General features: G+C 66.2%; 17 protein-coding genes. 8 read left to right on the top strand and 9 right to left on the bottom strand.

Features of this window, described 5'->3' with window-relative positions:
* Window positions 1-472: 472 nt before the first annotated feature.
* From AB0J87_RS57755 to AB0J87_RS57745, 3 genes are read left to right on the top strand one after another with little or no spacing between them, the layout of a single operon-like run.
* Window positions 473-919 carry a hypothetical protein gene (locus AB0J87_RS57755; RefSeq protein WP_363983539.1) on the top strand — a complete coding sequence of 149 codons (447 nt, stop codon included), beginning with the start codon at window positions 473-475 and terminating at the stop codon, window positions 917-919.
* 10 nt (window positions 920-929) lie between these two features.
* Window positions 930-1,592: a hypothetical protein gene (locus AB0J87_RS57750; protein WP_363983537.1), complete on the top strand. Its 663-nt coding sequence runs from the start codon at window positions 930-932 to the stop codon at window positions 1,590-1,592.
* A gap of 8 nt (window positions 1,593-1,600) precedes the next feature.
* Entirely contained in the window at window positions 1,601-2,239 is a 639-nt protein-coding gene (locus tag AB0J87_RS57745) for a class I SAM-dependent methyltransferase (protein ID WP_363983534.1), read from the top strand.
* On the opposite strand, the gene AB0J87_RS57740 is transcribed toward AB0J87_RS57745, so the two are convergent.
* On the bottom strand, window positions 2,175-3,338 hold the full coding sequence (locus AB0J87_RS57740) for a cupin domain-containing protein (RefSeq protein WP_363983590.1): 1,164 nt from the start codon (window positions 3,336-3,338) through the stop codon (window positions 2,175-2,177). The two genes, AB0J87_RS57745 and AB0J87_RS57740, sit on opposite strands and share 65 nt — an antisense overlap.
* A 433-nt stretch (window positions 3,339-3,771) precedes the next feature.
* Window positions 3,772-5,013 carry an IS256 family transposase gene (locus AB0J87_RS57735; RefSeq protein ID WP_363983531.1) on the bottom strand — a complete coding sequence of 414 codons (1,242 nt, stop codon included), beginning with the start codon at window positions 5,011-5,013 and terminating at the stop codon, window positions 3,772-3,774.
* 544 nt (window positions 5,014-5,557) lie between these two features.
* Here AB0J87_RS57735 and AB0J87_RS57730 point away from each other — a divergent pair.
* Window positions 5,558-5,707 carry a hypothetical protein gene (locus AB0J87_RS57730; RefSeq protein WP_363983528.1) on the top strand — a complete coding sequence of 50 codons (150 nt, stop codon included), beginning with the start codon at window positions 5,558-5,560 and terminating at the stop codon, window positions 5,705-5,707.
* Between the two features lie 37 nt (window positions 5,708-5,744).
* Here AB0J87_RS57730 and AB0J87_RS57725 read toward each other — a convergent pair whose 3' ends face one another.
* Window positions 5,745-6,581: a hypothetical protein gene (locus AB0J87_RS57725; protein WP_363983525.1), complete on the bottom strand. Its 837-nt coding sequence runs from the start codon at window positions 6,579-6,581 to the stop codon at window positions 5,745-5,747.
* A 1,170-nt stretch (window positions 6,582-7,751) separates the two neighbouring features.
* Between AB0J87_RS57725 and AB0J87_RS57720 the strand changes: the two genes are divergently transcribed.
* Together AB0J87_RS57720 and AB0J87_RS57715 are read left to right on the top strand one after the other, a co-directional pair.
* Window positions 7,752-9,737 (top strand): WD40 repeat domain-containing protein, encoded by a 1,986-nt coding sequence (locus AB0J87_RS57720; RefSeq protein WP_363983522.1) that lies wholly within the window; start codon window positions 7,752-7,754, stop codon window positions 9,735-9,737.
* Window positions 9,738-9,818: 81 nt separating this feature from the next.
* Entirely contained in the window at window positions 9,819-10,025 is a 207-nt protein-coding gene (locus AB0J87_RS57715; protein WP_363983519.1) for a hypothetical protein, read from the top strand.
* Window positions 10,026-10,042: 17 nt separating this feature from the next.
* On the opposite strand, the gene AB0J87_RS57710 is transcribed toward AB0J87_RS57715, so the two are convergent.
* The 4 genes from AB0J87_RS57710 to AB0J87_RS57695 all read right to left on the bottom strand — a co-directional run bounded on the left by AB0J87_RS57710 (window position 10,043) and on the right by AB0J87_RS57695 (window position 11,988).
* Window positions 10,043-10,243, bottom strand: coding sequence for a tetratricopeptide repeat protein (locus AB0J87_RS57710; protein WP_363983588.1), 201 nt, complete (start codon window positions 10,241-10,243; stop codon window positions 10,043-10,045).
* Window positions 10,244-10,597: 354 nt separating this feature from the next.
* Window positions 10,598-10,858: a hypothetical protein gene (locus AB0J87_RS57705; protein WP_363983516.1), complete on the bottom strand. Its 261-nt coding sequence runs from the start codon at window positions 10,856-10,858 to the stop codon at window positions 10,598-10,600.
* Window positions 10,859-11,125: 267 nt separating this feature from the next.
* On the bottom strand, window positions 11,126-11,602 hold the full coding sequence (locus AB0J87_RS57700; RefSeq protein WP_363983513.1) for a hypothetical protein: 477 nt from the start codon (window positions 11,600-11,602) through the stop codon (window positions 11,126-11,128).
* Complete coding sequence (locus tag AB0J87_RS57695; protein WP_363983510.1) at window positions 11,599-11,988, bottom strand: hypothetical protein; 390 nt, start codon at window positions 11,986-11,988, stop codon at window positions 11,599-11,601. Before AB0J87_RS57695 ends, AB0J87_RS57700 begins: the two co-directional genes overlap by 4 nt.
* 199 nt (window positions 11,989-12,187) lie before the next feature.
* Between AB0J87_RS57695 and AB0J87_RS57690 the strand changes: the two genes are divergently transcribed.
* Window positions 12,188-12,436, top strand: a complete 249-nt coding sequence (locus AB0J87_RS57690) for a hypothetical protein (RefSeq protein ID WP_363983507.1) — start codon at window positions 12,188-12,190, stop codon at window positions 12,434-12,436.
* A gap of 171 nt (window positions 12,437-12,607) precedes the next feature.
* Here AB0J87_RS57690 and AB0J87_RS57685 read toward each other — a convergent pair whose 3' ends face one another.
* Window positions 12,608-13,258 (bottom strand): hypothetical protein, encoded by a 651-nt coding sequence (locus AB0J87_RS57685; protein ID WP_363983504.1) that lies wholly within the window; start codon window positions 13,256-13,258, stop codon window positions 12,608-12,610.
* A gap of 25 nt (window positions 13,259-13,283) precedes the next feature.
* Entirely contained in the window at window positions 13,284-15,359 is a 2,076-nt protein-coding gene (locus tag AB0J87_RS57680) for a LamG domain-containing protein (protein ID WP_363983501.1), read from the bottom strand.
* Between the two features lie 243 nt (window positions 15,360-15,602).
* On the opposite strand from AB0J87_RS57680, the gene AB0J87_RS57675 reads away from it, so the two are divergent.
* Window positions 15,603-16,580 (top strand): hypothetical protein, encoded by a 978-nt coding sequence (locus AB0J87_RS57675; protein WP_363983498.1) that lies wholly within the window; start codon window positions 15,603-15,605, stop codon window positions 16,578-16,580.

Below are 16,580 nucleotides of genomic sequence, written 5' to 3'. Positions count from 1 at the left end.
GCGCACAGTCGATCTCCCAGCGGTCGCTGGCGTTCCACCAGCATGGCCGCACTTCGACCGACCAGGTCGCGCTGAGCTGAGCGCAGAAGGTGCGCACGGCCTGAGCGCCACTGGTCGATCGGTAGGCGGATGCTGCGCGCGTCCAGGTCCACGCCGACGATCTCGGCGCCGGTCCCGAGTAGTGGGCGGCCTCGTCGAGGGTCGGCCGTGCCGCGGCACAGGTCCAGCCAGCGTACGGGCCTGTTCCGACCGGTGCGGCGGAGCCACGCCGACGATGTCGCGGTTGTAGCTCTGCACCTTATGCCCCTGCCGCTGCAGGCGATCGGCCGGAACGCGATCACGGAGTATCGATAGGCCGGCGAAGGACCGGCCGGGCTCGGCTGCGTCGGCACCGGATTCGGTAAAGCGGCGGCGCGCCACGCTGTTGGCAAAGGCGCGCGATGTCACTCTTCGGGAGAAAGGGGAGCACGGTATGAGCATCGACGCTGATTCGCTTGAAGAGCACCCTCTCCTGGTCAAGCTGCTCCGGGAGGGAAAGCCGGACACGATGACGCTCTGGGGATACGTGGGCCCCTCGGAGCACGACGGATCCATCGCGCTGTATCCGAGCCTGGAGAACCTGGGCTCGGCCATTGAGATCCCCAAAGGGGACATCCTTCATGTCGAAAACGTGCCCCAGAGCGTCATGCTCTTCGGCGCGAAGGTCGTCTGGGTGCGACGGAGCGCCACCGTCGTCGTCCGGCAGGCCGACACAGCCGAGGACGCGGTGACGTCGGAGGACATTCGGGATATACGCACGGGCCGGCTCCACATGCGGGTCAAGACCCAGCGCTCCGACTGCCATAGCCCCTGTGCGACCTGCAGGGACTGCAGCAGCGTGTGTATCTCCAGCTGCCGGGTGAAACCACCGCAGGAGTGAGGGAACTGCCATGATCACCGAAAGCCCACTCGCCGCGCTGGACTACAAGGCCCCCTTCCTCATCGAACGGCTCATGAACGAGCAGATCGCGGACACGGAGGAGGAGGCGGAGGAACTGTTCGCCGAGGCGAAGAAGTATCTGGTGCTCACTCAGGTCGACGAGTCGAAGTTCTGGCGGATGCACTCGATGCGGGTCGACGACGCCTGGCACCACTTCATCCTCTTCACCGGCTTGTACACGAAGTTCTGCCGCGACTACTTCGGGCGTTACATCCACCACAGCCCAGGCAACGACCCCGGGGTGGCCGGCGCGAGCGAGGGGGAGCGCCCGGTCGCCTCCTTCGCCATGTTCCGCGATCGTTATGCGGAGATCTTCGGGTCGCCCCTTCCCGACGTTTGGTACGACCACCGCAAAGTCACTCTGCGTCGGCGGGTGGTGAACGAGAAGGCGGGGCTGCTGACGACGCGTCGCGGCGGGAACCAGGTCGAACTGCTCGACCCCTCGGGCAGACCGCTGATGAGCGCCAACCCGATCGCCGCCGACGCCCTGGCGTTCATCGCCCGCACCGGCGCCTTCTACGTCAGGGAGCTCCCCGGCGGCCTGACCGGCGAAGAACGGATCGCTCTCATCGAGGTGCTGGCCGAGCAGATGGTCCTCAAGGTGAGCGGTTAGCGGACAGGGTGACCTACGCCTCCCTCCGGGCTGGGCGAGGGCCCAACTCTCTCGTCGTCGAAGGGCTCGGCGTCCTCGGCGACGTACGGGGTCGTGCCCTGGACATCGGCGCGGGCCCGCTCAACGACACCTATTTCCTGCTGGCGGCCGGCTTCTCGGTCGACGCTGTGGACACCGACCCGTGCACCGTCTCGCTGGCGGCCACGCGGCGGCACTCGCGACTCAAGGTCCTCCACGCCGACGTCCGCGACCTGGACATCGCGGCCGGGGTCTACTCCTTCATGGTCGCGATCCATGTCCTGCCCTTTCTGCCCAGGGCCGACGTCGTCCGGCTCGCGGAGGCGATGACTGGCGGCCTCGCCCCGGGCGGCGTCCTGTGCTGCACGTTCTTCGGCCCCGAGGACGCCTGGGCGGGGCGGAGGCAAGGGAGGACCTTCGTGCGCGGCGCGGCGGCCGGGGCGGTGTTCCAGCGGCTGGAGCCGGTCGTCCTGCGCGAGGAGCGATACGACGGAATCGACGCCAGGGAGGAGCCAAAACACTGGCATGTGGTGCGCTGCATCTTCCGCAAGCCGGAAGAGCCGGTCACAGTGGCGGTGAAAGGGTCAGAAAGCCCTCCTCCAGCAGACGGCGTACCAGGGAGAGCTTGATCTCGTGGCGGGCCTCCCCTTTCAGCCCGCTCGTCGTGAAGGGTTCGCCGGTCGCCATGCGGAGGAAGGCTTCCTCGTGGCGGGACGGGATGCTCAGCCGCTTGCCGTGAAACGCGATGACCATGGTTCCCGCGTCCCTCCGGATCTCCCACCGCAGGTCGGGTCTGCGCCGGACGACGGTGTCGTGATCGAGGGCAGCCAATGACACGAGGTCGAGGAGATGCCCGTTCAGCCGGTCTCCTTCCGTGAGGAGCGCCAGGTCGACCGCGTCGTCGACCAGCGCATCCGGCGCGACGGCCCGCCACAACCGGGCGGTCAGCTCCTGCATGCGCTCCCGTGTCTCGTCACGAGCCCTGGCTGTGCGGGCGAAGCCGAAAGGCAGCGAATCGCGGAAGGCGGCGTCGCCGTCCACGGCCGCCTCGCACCCGGCCAACAGCACGTCCGCCCAGGTGATGGGAAAGACGCCGAGGCTCAGGTGCAGGGACGCCGTATGCGTCGACGCGGCCTCGTGTGGGATGCCGCGAGGCAGATAGAGAAGATCACCTTGCCGCAGGTCGAACTCCTCACAAGGGCCGGTCCGCTCCGGCTCAGGTCCGGCCTCGTACACCTTCCAGCGTTTGCCGCCGGCAACCTGCAGCACGAACACATCGTGGGAATCACGGTGTACGCCGAACCCCTGCGCCATCGGCGGCGTGAGATAGGCGTTGACCCGGCATCTCGCGCTGAACTCGTACGCAAGACGCCGGCACAGGTCCCGCAGCGGAGGCCATCGCTCGTGAACCGAGGGCATGATCATCGTCGAGCCGCGACGGTAACGGTCGTAGAGATCCTCCAGCCGCTGGCTCCCGACGGCATCGCCTGCCGCGTCGGCGCGTCCGGCCCGGACCACGCGCACCGAGCCCGCGTCAAGGTCGGAGCCGGAAAGGAGCTCGTCGAAGCGGGCGAGTGAGAACAGGTCGCCGTAGTGATCCGGCGCATTTCGACGAAGCAGGAAATGCCGCTCCTTCCAGAAGTCCCGCAGGTACTCGTCCCGGGGCACGGGATGCAACAGCCAGTCCACTGTGGGCGTGACGTCCACGCCTTCCCGCTCGTCGATCATCACCTTCGATCCGTACCCACGGCGTCCATGACGACCCGCACGGAGTGCGATAGTTGACCCAATTCTGGACGTGCGGCCCTCGTCGCAGGCCGGGATGAGCGCTTCCCTCATGTCCCGCGCACTGCCGGTGGCACGAGGTCAGCGGCGTGGGGCGGTCAGGGAGAGAAGGGCGTGATCGACGATGGCAGCGACCTGCTGGCCAGAGATGAGCGCTTGGCTTCGCGATCTTCAAGGGCGTTTCGCACGCGGTTGTCCATCGAGATCAGGTGTCGGGGTGGTCCTCGCCCGGCATCCGGCGCCACCCCTGTAGCGCCCGCTCAAACAGGTCACGAGCATCCTGCCTTCACCACGCTCAGGGCGTTCATGGCATAAAACGGTCACGTCCACGGACGTGGTGTATGAACCGATCTTCGCGTGATCCTGTTTCTGCAGGTTAAGCGGTAAGTGTCTGTGGGAGTGGGTTCTGGGCCGGTGTGTCGCTTGTGATGAGCCGGACGCGGGCCTTGGCAAGGATGTCCAGGCCCATGTAGCGGCGGGCTTCGGTCCATTCGTCGGTCTGCTCGGCCAGCACCGCGCCGACCAGGCGGATGATCGCGGCCCGGTCGGGGAAGATGCCGACCACGTCGGTGCGGCGTCGGATCTCCTTGTTCAGCCGCTCCTGCGGATTATTCGACCAGATCTGGCGCCAGGTCTCGCGCGGGAAGACGGCGAAAGCGAGCAGGTCCTCGCGGGCGGCGTCCAGATGCTCGCAGGCGGCCGGATACTTGGCCTCCAGAGCGTCGATGACCCAGGCATGCTGAGCCCGGACGGCCTCGGCGGTGGGCTGGTCGAAAATGGTGCGCACCAGGGTGGCGACCCACGGCTGCGCGCTCTTGGGCACGGTGGTGAGCAGATTGCGCAGGTAGTGGGTGCGGCAGCGCTGCCAGGCCGTGCCCGGCAGGCTGGCGCCGATGGCCTCGACCAGCCCGCGGTGGGCGTCGGAGACGACCAGCTGAACGCCGGACAAGCCACGTGCGACCAGGCCGCGCAGGAAAGCCAGCCAGCCGGCGCCATCTTCGGCGCTGGTGACCTCCAGGCCGAGGACCTCGCGCTGGCCGTTGGCGTTGACACCGGTCGCCACCAGGCAGTGCACGTTGATCGTGCGCCCGCCCTCACGCACCTTCTGCGTCAACGCGTCCAGCCACACGAACGTGTACGGACCCGCGTCCAGAGCTCGTGTCCGGAACGCCTCGACCTGCTCATCCAGCGTCTTGGCCATCTGCGAGACCTGGCTTTTGGAGATGTGCTTGATGCCGAGCTGCTCGACCAGCTTGTCGACTCTGCGTGTGGAGACGCCGAGCAGGTAGCTGGTGGCGACCACGCTGATCAGTGCCTGCTCGGCCCGACGGCGCCGCTCCAGCAGCCAGTCCGGATAGTAAGAGCCCGACCGGAGTTTCGGGATCGCCAGGTCGATCGTTCCGGCGCGGGTATCCCACTCGCGTCCGCGGTAGCCGTTGCGAGAGTTGGTCCGTTCGCTGCTGCGCTCGCCATAACCGGCTCCACACAGGCTGTCTGCCTCGGCCGACATCAACGCTTCGGCCATGGTCTTCACCATGGATCGCAACAGATCCGGGTCGTCGGTCTCGATCTGCCGCGCCAGCCACTGCGTGGGCGTCACACTGTTGTCTACGGCCATCGCCTGGTTCTCCTTCGAATCTTGATCTTGCTACTCGAAGGATCACGCGATGGCCGTCTTCATTTCACGACGCCACGCCTGTGACCAGGTCAAACTCGTACACCACTCCCGTGGACGCAACCCATAAAACATGTCGCGATGGAGGTTCGGCCCCTGACCGACCTACTGGCAGATTACGGACACAGAACCGGCCGACCGATCGCGCTGGTATTGGCGCAGCGGAGCTGATCTGCCCGGAGGACGCCGTCAACGAGCATTTCATCAGCGCAGTGGACTTCAAGTCGCCGCGCTGTACGTGTGGGGCCCGAATATTCGGCCACTGCGTCCGATCTGAGGGTTCGCTGAACACAATGGATCTCCAGCTCCGTGGTTTAAGCGGTCGCTCAAGATCTGCAGGCATGCCGAGGGGCTGTAGGCCAGCGCATGAATCGAGTATTCGTGCCTTACACCATGCGAAGCCCTTGCAGGGCTATGACATGGACGGATGCAATTATCGGCACGCGCAGTGTGCAGTCATTCCGGCCAGGTGTAGGCGTCGGGTGCCGTGCTCGATGAAGAGCAGCACATGCAGTTCAGAGCACGAAACCGTGTTTCCGAGCGGGACAGGCCGTTCGGCTGTCCCCGCGCCCTGGGCGTCATGGTCGTCGCCGTGCTCATTGTTCACCGGCTGCTGCGCAGGAGCGGCTTGCTGTGAGAGCTCCGAAGTACCGCGTTGTTCTGCGGATTGTCCGTCACCAGCCGTCGGCGATGAGGTGCTTGGGCGGGGCCGCGATCTTGACGGGGGTTCCCCATCCTCGATAGATGATGTTCATCGTCATGGTCTCGGCCTTGCCGCCCTCCGGCCGGGTGAACTTCATGATGGCGTGGAAGCGTCTCGGCAGGTGGTCCGGGCCCGCCCAGAGTTTCCAGGTGATCTGTCCGCCGGTGTGCCCAGGGCCGCCGTCCTCGGTCCCGAAGGAGATCCCGGCCTGCCTTTCACCCAGGTCGAGAACCGTCACCGTACCGCTGTGGAGGGTCGTCTTCACTCCCTCGAAGGTTCCGCCGTCGGCGCTGGTCGCACCGTAAGAGGCGACCAACTCGAGAAAGCCCAGGTTGATCCCGTTGACCAGGTCCTTGCCCCAGACGACCCCGGCGAAGTTCCGCCCGTAGTCCCATTCCCCCAGCGTCGGTGGCGACTTCCAGGTGTACTTGCCTTTGTCGGAACGCACGTAGCTCTGTGAGTAGAACTCTCGGCCTATGGTGATCTCTCGGGATCGCCCCGTCGCTGCTTTCTCGTAGGAGATCTCCGTGAGGTCGGCGGCGTACATGCCTGAAGCGTTGAAGCGGTACGCGCCGGAGATCTTGAGATCCTCCGAGGGCGGAGGGCCGCCGCGTCGCCTGACGGAGAAGCGCACGCTGCTCTTCTTCGCGAACTGCTTCTTGATCGCTTCGACGACGGAGTCGAGAGACTCCGATGCGGGAGCCGCGTGCACGGCGCCGCCGGGAATCGTCACGCTCAGCAGGCCGGCCACGACCAGCGCGACGCTCATGCGCTTCATGCGCCGATCGTCGCAGATGATGATCTCCATCTCATCACGGCAAGGTGCTGGCCCGACGGGAGCACGTCGGCGATGAGGGCCTGCTCGAGCGTCATTCAGCAGGACGGCGTACGAGGGCCGGCCTGATAGGAGCCGGCAGGGACAAAGCGGCCAGGGCGGACATCGGCACGAGTGCCCAACGCAGCATCTGCCGTGTTGTGGTTGGACGGAGGCATGACTTGACGCGATGCCGAACGGCTCGCCCTCTCAATCGTCCACCTTGCCGTCCTCGCTCGTGGTAGCGCAAATATGGAATAGGGCATCCGCGGTCGGAAAGGGCTCGGATTGCTCGTGCCGGGTCTGAACGGAGGGGTATGTCGCTCCTCAAGGCAGGTCGGACAGCGGCTTGTCCGTGGGGCGCGGGAGGGACAGTTCGGGCGTGCGAGCACGCGCCGAGCACAGCGGCGTCATCTCTACCTGTGGTCTGGAGCGCGGAATCATTTTGCGCAGCTGTGATGCAATGATCAACAGGGTGTTCGCCGTGCTCGGTGCGTGCTCGTACGCCCCGTCACGTGTCGTCAGGGCCCGGCACCGCTTGACAGGCAATGTGCGCGGAGGCGGTACGAACTACCGTCAAATGACACTCCGCGACACTAAAGGATCTTGCTTCCCGGCCGCCAACCCGCGTGAAATCTCCTCTCGCTCGGCTGCTGAAAGGCGTGCCAGGGCGCGTCGCTGGGGCCGGCGGCGGATGCCGCCGGTCTGCGCCAGGAAGCGCCGGACGTGATGCATTGGTACGCCTAGCGTGCGTTCGCAAAGATCAACTTATGGTGGTGCACTGATCACTTGAGCCCAAGACCCGTTTTCAGGACAGTCTTGAACATGCAAAACGGGACCGCGGTTGGCCCATGGTCCCGGCTGTGTCTCCAGGTTTGTCCTGGGCGCGCTCCAGGGCCCTCTCTCGACAGGGCCCTGGGAGCGCATCGGTCCGCCCGGCGGCGAGAGGTTGGCAAGCTCTCAGCCAGCACGACGATGGACCCCATCCCCGGCGCGGTCGGAGGCTGCTCGGGGGCTCTGGGCGGGCAACCCGCCAGGGCGCTTGCCGGGAGTTCGACACGTTGTCAATTCGTGATCGGCTGACTCCTTGTCCAACTTGACGCCAAAGATCCTTTATGGGTTGATCGTTACTGCTATTCGAACTTGTGAACCAAAAGGACTGTGATGTCAGAAAGCTCGTCGTCGACCCGCACGACGTTCTCCCGATTAACCCACCGGCTCCTCACCCGCGGCGCTGCCGTCGCCTTGGCGGCCGGCCTGTTCGTGGCCCAGGCCCCCGCGGCCATGGCCACCGATCTCATGACCGACCTCGGCGAGCACCTCTCCTGGGCCTCCGACGTGACCACGGCGAACGACAAGATCTTCATCTCCGGCAGCGACCGGATCGTTGTCGCCGACTCGCGGGGCTCGCTCACCGGTGTCATCACCGACCTGCCCGGTGTGATCGGCCTCGCCGCGGCACCCGACGGTGCCCGGCTGTATGCAGCGCTGAGCGAGGCGAACCAGGTCGCCGAGATCGACACCGCCTCCCTCGCCGTCACCCGGCGCATCGACCTGAAGGCGTTCGCCTGCCCCTCGCCCTGGTACCTGTCGCTGTCCGGCAGCCGGCTCTACGTCGGCCACGGGTGTTACGCCCAGCCCGGCACCGGCGGCGTCGTGAGCATCGACGTGGCGGCACCGCAGCCGGAGCAGACGCAACTGGTGACGGGGGCCTACAGCGTCCCCATCGTGGGCGCCGCGGGGACGACCCTGGTGGTCGGCAGCCAGGGGCTATATCCCGGCTCCTTCGCCGTCTACGACGTGTCCGGTTCCGGCGCCACCCTCCGGGGCGAGATCAACGGCCACGATCACGACTTCTCCGGCCTGAACGACCTCGCCATCAGTTCTGACGGTTCGACGGTGTTCACGACGTACAACACTCCCAGCAGGTACGACGCCTGGGACACGACCGATCTGACCCTGATCCGCAGCTACGGTGTGGAGCCGACGTTCACCGGCCGGTCGAACGCAGTCGCACTCAGTCCCGACGGCGCCTCCGTGGTCGGCGGGAGGTGGGACGACACGTCCGTCGGCGTCTTCGACACGGCCACGGGCACGAAGACCTTCACATACGCGAACCCCGACGTGCGGCTGGTTGACAAGACCCTCGTTCACACCGGCAAGGACGTCTTCGGCGTGGTGGAAGGCGAGTCCGGCCGGCTCTATCTGTGGAGAGTGCCCGACGTCGCCCTTCCGATGTCGGAGCTCACCCTGACGGCCCCGTCGTCGGCAACCGTGCTCCAACCGCTCACGCTTACGGGCCGGCTCACGCTCTCCGACGGCTCGGCACCGGGGGCGCAACCGCTGGTGGTGACCCGCCGGCTGCCGGACGGCACCCGCGAGACCCTCCCGGCGGCGACGACCACCGCCGACGGCGCCTTCACCATCACCGACACGCCCTCGGTCACGGGGGCGATCGGGTACGAGGTGCTCTGGCAAGGCAACTCGGCGTTCCGGTTGAGCAGGGCGTCGGCGACCGTCAACGTGGTCAAGGCCAAGTCCTCGATCAGCCTGACGCCGCCGTCCTCGGCTACCGCGCTCCAGCCGTTCACCCTGATGGGCCAGCTCACCCTGGCGAACGGCTCGGTCCCCGGTGAGCAACGGCTGACGGTAACCCGCGACCTTCCGACCCGTCCGGTCGAGACGCTCCCGGCGGTGACGACCGCCGCGGACGGCACCTTCACCATCACCGACACCTGGCCGCTCGGTGGGACGGGCAAGTACGAGGTGCGCTGGCCGGGCAACGCCCTCTACGGGCAGGCCACCGCCACGCTTGACATCACGGTGGCCAAGGCCCAGACGGAGCTCACGCTCTCCGGCCCCGAGAGAGCTGCCGCCGGCAAGGAGCTCCAGTTCAGCGGCGCGCTGACCTCCGCAAGCCGGCTCCCGTCATCTGTGCTGATCGAGGTCTTCCGCACCGTCACCAATCGCGACGGCACCGAGACGGTCCAGCTGCCGTCGATCCAGGTGTACGGCGAGTCGACGTTCGGCTTCACCGACACCCCCCAGGCGGGCGGTGAACACACCTACACCGTCAAGTGGAGCGGCGGCCTGGCGCACATGCCCGCGGAGGGCAGCCACGTCGTCGTGGTCGGAGGCCCGCTCGACTGACGTCCGGCCCGGCCCGGGCGTGCCGACGGGTGGACGCCGTCGGCACGCCCGGCCGAGATCGGCTGTTCGGCCGATGCGGACATGGACGCACGGCCGATCCCCGCGCCGGGCTGCCGCGATGGTCAACTCCGCGAACCGTCGGTGCCCGCCCTCGCCTATGTAACGCCACAGAGTGTCTCGCTCACAATGCGGTTCGACCTCGTCCTCGTCACTGCCGGCACGCTGCCGATCAAAGCCGCGCGGACGTTACTCAAGCCCGGCGGCCGCATCATCAGCATCGCCCTATGAAACACACCCGAAAACGATCAGCCCTCCTCCATACCACTGTCTCGCCTAGCCTCCTCCGGATTACGCCTGTCGTCGGATGCTCCGCCCCCCAGCAGCCGCTCACTTTCAGCGAGGGTCGCCTCGTGCAGGGCGATGGCGCGGCTCAGATCACCAGCCGCCCGGTACGCTCCGGCGAGGTTGTTAGGGGAGATCAGGGTGTTGGGGTGGTCGCTGCCCAGAACCCGTGATCGTCATCTACCGGCAGACGCGGACACGCCATGCCTCGCTGACGTCCCGTTTCCGCGTCCACACAGCCGTATCGCCTGCTGACCTGCACACGTGTCTTTGCCATCGGTCCCACCTCCACCCCCACGGTGTGCGACGACAGACGCGCCAGCAAGGGCTCGCATTCGATCGGGGGTGACCTTAGATCAAGTGTTAGGAGTACGGGGGGAAGCTCAGACCGGCCGTGGCCAGGATCCGGCGGATGGTGCCTTCTCCTATCCGATGGCCGAGGCTGAGCAGTTCACCCCGGATCCGCCGGTGCCCCATCGGGATTCTCTCTGGCCAACCGGACCACCAGATCACGCAGCTCATCCGGGATCGGTGGAGTCCAGCGTTGGGTGACCATCCGACGGTGCCAGGACAACAAGGTGCCTGGGGGCAGCCGCCAGTGTGGCCAGCAGCGCCCGGTCGGGCCAGTCCGGTCGTGGCCGGGTGACCTGACGACGCAGGACGGCGACCTCATGACGCAGCACCAAGATCTCCACCTCCTTGGAGGCGTCACTCCGCGTGAGGAGTGCCAACCGGCCGAAGAACCGGACCATCAGCAGGTACAGGAGGCGTGAGAACACGAGTGCTGAGGATTAGAAGGTCAGATCAGATGGCGTGATGAGTTATGGCACCGCACACCGGTGGGCGTTGATCGAACCGACCTTGACGGCCTGTCGTACCCGGTCCGGCGCGGGCCGGGTACGGCAGCGCTTGTGCACGACCTGCGAGAAATCGTGAACGCCATCTTGTACAGTTACGCATTCTCCTGCGCGACCGAGTCGGCGGGCTCATCCACGAATCGAATACCAGCAGGTCACATGACATGACATGGCATTCGGCACCCACGCCTACGCCAGGCACTGCCTCATGGTCTTCAATCGCGAGCCCGTGATCGGGCAGACCCGGATTTCGCGGCCCGCCTCGTCGAGGACCTTCCGGCGCCCCAAGGGCCGGTCGAGCGTGACGGGCACAAAAACGACCCCGCCGCGACCACCGATGTAAGAACGCGGCCACAATTCGTCCCGCCACTTCTCAACCAGCGTGCGCTCACGTCGCGGGCAGACGTCGCGAAGCACTACCCGGACCCGCACGCTCGTCTCGAGCTCGGACGCTTCGGCTTCGTCGGCCTTGAGGCATTCCGTGGGCTTCATGCTGAACGCGTGCAGGATGAGGGCCCGTCCTTCCACCTCGACCGTATCGATCAACCCATTGAAGGGTGGTTCAGCCGGCTGAGACTCCCGTATGGAGGCCGCCATGGAAATTGCGACGGCCAACACCAGGAGGCAGCACATGCGCCACAGGAAGGACGCGCCCAGAGGATTCATTTCTTGTAGATGTCCTTGCCGACGGCCTTCATCACGTCATGGATGTCGGTGAAGTAAGTCACGCAGGTGGACTGGACAGGCGCGTCATCGCCGACTCCGCCGCTGAAGATGCCCTTGGCCACCACGTATCCATCGCTCTGGCGGAAAGTGTAGACCGGCGCGCCTGAATCACCGCCGACCGGGCACCTGCCGGTTTTCTTGCCGACCTGAACCCACCGCACCGTGCCGATGTATTCCCGGGTTTTCGGGTCTACGTACTCGACCTTCCAGCCGATGTCGGTGACCTTGAAGCGGCAGATCTGGCCGTTGGATTCGGGATTCGTGCTGGCGCCGCCGATGCAGTACTGGTCGCCTTCCCGAGAGCAGACCGAGAACCGCCCGCCCACCCACTTCCTTGACGGATGAGTCCCTGCCGCCGTTGAAGATGGTGGGGCTCGTGACCCGGCCGGATCCCGCCTGGATCAGGGATACGTCGCCGTAGTAGGTCGGCTGGTTCGGCAGTGTGATCGTTCCTTGACCGTCCCGCCAGTTCGTCCATTTGATGATGCCGGCGAACAGCTCGGCTGCTCGCCGGTAGGACGGGGGTTGAGCAGGAACTCCTCAACCCCCGATCCGGCGTGGGCGAAACCCGGCCACGCCTCGCCCCGGGAGCTCGCCGTCGCCACGGCCGACATCGGCTGCAAGCGGGCAACCGGGCTGGTCGCCGCCCGGTCCGCCGCTGACAAGGCCGTTCAACTCGACGCCATCGCCGCCCACCGCCGGGACTTCGACCGGTTCCGGCGTGCCCGCGACGCCGAACTGCGCGTAGCCCGGCAGGTCACCGGGAACGGATAGCGACTGCTGTCGCCGGGCTCTGCCGGGAAATCAGCAGACCCAGGTGTCAGCAAGAGTGATCGCCGCCGGTCACCGCGCCGCACCGCGATCTTCACCGGTACCAAGCCGGCCGCCCACCCCACCATCTCTCTGACCCGTGGGCGGGCATGGCGGCTCCAGCGCCCGCGAGGCTCAGTCGATCTCCAGGGAGGGCTGAGGATGATCAAGCCACTCCCTCTCCAGCCGGACGTTCGTCCGTTGCTCCACGATCGCCATGGCCTTCGCCCGGACAGTGAACGCGTCCCGGGTGCCACCGAGCAGAGCCGCCTCTTCCCGGAGAGCCTCGGCGTTCGTGCCGTGAATCCCTTTCGGATCGAAGTCGCGGACCTCGGCCACGACCCCGCCGTCGACGGCATAGAGCAGCCTGCGGGCTCCGGTGATGTTCCACTGCACATGCCAGACCTGCGCGCCCGAGCTGACGCGCCCCAGCATCGGCTGCTCCCCGACAGGCGTGAAACCCTCGGCTTGGAAGAGCATCACCGACGTTCCGGACCGCCGGAAGGCCGTCAGGTCGGCGTAACCGGGCTCGTACTCCTGGAACTGCGGAGTCGCGCCACCGGTGACACGGCGCCCCACCTCGTCGAGAGAAAGGCTTCCGGACTCCGGCACGATCACCGTCCATGCCATCCCTTCGCCCATCCATGCCACCTCTTTCAACAAGCTTCGATAGCGCCGCACTGACTCTTGGAAATCTGAAGGATTCAAGCGGGGTTCCCTCCTATATGCGCCTTCGTCGCCGTGCGGCAGGGTGGCTGCCGCACGGCGACGGAGGCTGCTTCTCATGAACGCTAATTCTGCGACACGCGCGTCAGTTGGAATCCATCGACGGATTGAACGGTGTGGCCGGATAGGGGAGTAGCTTGGTGGCAAACCGCGAGAACCATGGATCGTCCTTGTACAGGAGCCGGTCGCGATTGTAGAAGCGCGTCATGGCCTTGCCGGCTTTACCGTTGGGGCCGGCCGCGGTGCCCGGCATGGCGCACACCGACAAGTTCCTTGCTCTGTCCCCGGCCGGTGTCCGCTCCACGGCGGATGCCGGCGGAAACTCATCGCACTCCATGTGGACCATGGGAGGTACGGGAGTGCCGTAGTTCGGCCAGAGACTTCTGCATCTGGTGGTGGCTCGTCCGCGGTTCCGATCGATCTCCGGCTGGCCTATCCGATGCAGGTAGTTCTGTGCTCCGGGGTTCTCGTTGGCCGAGGTCGCGCAGCCCTTGATGATTTTGTCGGGCCTCTTGGGGTAGGTGTCGCCCTTGTCGTAACAGGCCTTCCAGTAATGGATGTAGGCTTCGTCGTAAACAGCCCCGAGCTCCCATTTGATGGACGCTGCCGCGGGCATCACACACCCTCCCGGAAATTGCTTCGAGATGTATGTGGCGGAGTCGCACCGGATGGTGAACTGCTGCGGCGTGGCGCCATGGCCCCATTCGAACTTGATGGGATCTGCCCACTCGTCGCTGTCGGTCTTGATCCATGGGCTGAAGTTGCAGTTCGAGATGAGATCGGCTCCGCTCGTGTCTCCGGGAGTGGCGCGGAACCGCCAGGTGGCGAGCTTGGGCCACTTGTCGTCGATCGGATTGCTGAGGGCCCGCAGCTCGTCGCCTTCTTTGGTGATGTTGTTGTGCTGTGCGCTCCCGTTCCATGAGGTGATGTGACGGCACGCCGTCTGCCCTCGTGCCGGGCTCAGGCCGAGCGTATAGTTCGCGTCCAGGAAATCGTAGTCAGTGAACCTGAACTCATTGACATAGACGTCGAAGTACATGTCCCGGCTGGTTCCGCCGGAGGGAACTCCGTCCGGACCGTTGAAGGTGCTGGCGACGAGCATCAGGTAGAACTGCCCGGTATCCGCGCCGTCACCGGCGAATTTGATGCTGTGCACCTGACATCCGCTGAAGCGGTTCTTCCGCCAGGTCGCTTTGTATCTGTCGTTGTCCTCGAATTTCTTCCAGCATTCTTCCGGGTCGACGCGATCGTAGGTCATGGGTTGCGGAGCGGCCATGGCTGTCGTGGACCGTCTGTCACCCTGGCCGGCGAGCGGAGCGAACTCCTCGGAACTGCTGCCGTCCACCAGCTCAGCGATCTCCGAGTGGGACAGGGCGCGATCGTAGGCCCACACCTCGTCGAGATTGCCGTTCATGCCGGTGCCGAGAGTGAGCGGCCCGGTGGAATTCCAGGTCGGGAAACTGATCGGCGCGCTTGCCGACACCTCCGTGTCTTCTTGGCTCTCGTCCAGCACCGGCAACCCGATGGTGTTGCCGTTGAGGTAGAGAGTCGCAGTGCTGCTCTCCTTGTCGTACACGGCCGCGATGTGGAACCAGGAGTTCGCGGGAGCTTTGACGCCCGATACGACGCCTTCCGATCTCGCGTCGGCGGCATCAGACGACGTCAGGCTGAAGATGAGGCCGTCTTCCGGGTCGTTTCCCAGCCGGAATGGCGCCGCATTTACGCCATCTTGTCCAACAATGGTGTACGCGCCATTCTGGTCGTCCCACCTCACCCATGCCGCGACGGTGAAACTTTGATCGGTGCGCAGCACCGGCCCCGCCGTTCGCGCCATCGGTCCTGGTCCGGCTTGAGCCAGATCGAGCGTGACGTAGTGCCACGCGGCCCAGTCGCTCGACACCTCTCCGGCGATCGCCCTGGCACGCCAGCGGACGGTCCATCCGTCCGACAGCTCTCCGTGGGGCACCGTGATGCTCGCCTGGGTGCCCGATGCGAGGCCGTCGACGGATCCAGCCCAGATCTGCCCAGTGCCTTGCCCGGTGGTGCCCGGGTCGTGCTCGACTTCGAACTCGGCCCGGACCGTTTGCCCGGCGGGCCCGGTCACAGTCGCCTTGAGCGTCGGGCTCAGTACGTTCGTGATCGTTTGGCCGTCTATGACCACCTTCGGTCAGGGTCAGGCCCTCGTCATCGACGCCGATCCGCAGCTCCAGCGGCTTCGACGGCCGCTGGCGCAGCACCACCTCATACCGGAACCCGGTCGACAAGGCCGTCACCACCAGGTCGGCGCCCACGCCGGCGGCGTCGGTGTAGGTGGCCACACTGCCCTTGACGGTCGCTTTGGGCAGCGGCGTGCATCTCCAACGGCGGTCGGCTCGTCCGCTGGGCGCTGGAGAACCACCCCGAGTTGTACGACGGCGACGTCGACTCGGAAGGCACGTACTGGCCGCCGGGCAACCGGCCGAACGCGCTGACCTACCTGCCGGTGGCGCTGCGCGAATACCCCAAGTGCGCGGCCTCCGGCGACGAGCGGGCGCACGCCGCGATGCTGCGGGCGGGTTTCGTCCCCGGCTCGGAGTTCCTGTGGGACTTCAACTACCGCATCCTGTGGGACGGCACCCAGCGCCGCTACCGCGAGGAGGTGGGCCCGGGCTTCGACGGCGACCTGGACGCGGGCATCCCGTACTGCCAGAGCGGCACCCCGAACTGTGATGCCGACTACGACTACGACACTCGCCCGAAGAGCGTGCACGACGCCGTACGGCGGGCCTCGCACTCCGGCCGCATCGGCAAGCCGCTGATCACCGTGCAGGGCACGCTGGACACGCTGCTGCCGATCAAGGTGCACGGCAACGCGTACGCCGACGCCGTGTGCAAGCAGGGCAGGGGCGCCCTGCATCGCTACTACCGCATCGAGGACGCCTCCCCGACCGCATGCGGCCCCTGCTCCCGTGCATGCGGACGGCGTTCGAGGCGCTCGAGCGCTGGACGGCCGACCACGGCCGGCAGCCGCCGCGCAGCGCCACCATCCCCCGCCCCACCTCCGGTGACGTGGTCAACACCTGCGCCATCAGCTGCCCGGTCCCTGATGAGCCGCCGCACGACGAGGGCGGACGGTGAGGGCTTGCTGTCCTGGCGCTGGGTCAGGCACAGGCGGAGGGGCGGGATGCCGCACCCAAGAGTGGTGAACGCGCGGGGGCTTTCGTCCCATAACCCATTGTGTCGCGCGAGTGTTCGTGATCGAGCGATCGAGCTGGCTCGCGCGGGATTTCGGTCGCCCGGCCCTGCCACAGCACGATGGCGGTTCTCCCGCCGGCGCGGATTCCTTGATCACGGCCCGGTCCCACCTGTCAATGACGGGGCCGTGATCAGGGACGCGCGCTGA

It is taken from the genome of Nonomuraea sp. NPDC049625 (genome assembly GCF_040675285.1).
In the GTDB taxonomy this organism is placed as follows: domain Bacteria; phylum Actinomycetota; class Actinomycetes; order Streptosporangiales; family Streptosporangiaceae; genus Nonomuraea; species Nonomuraea angiospora_A.
This window is presented reverse-complemented; position numbering and strand designations above follow the sequence as displayed.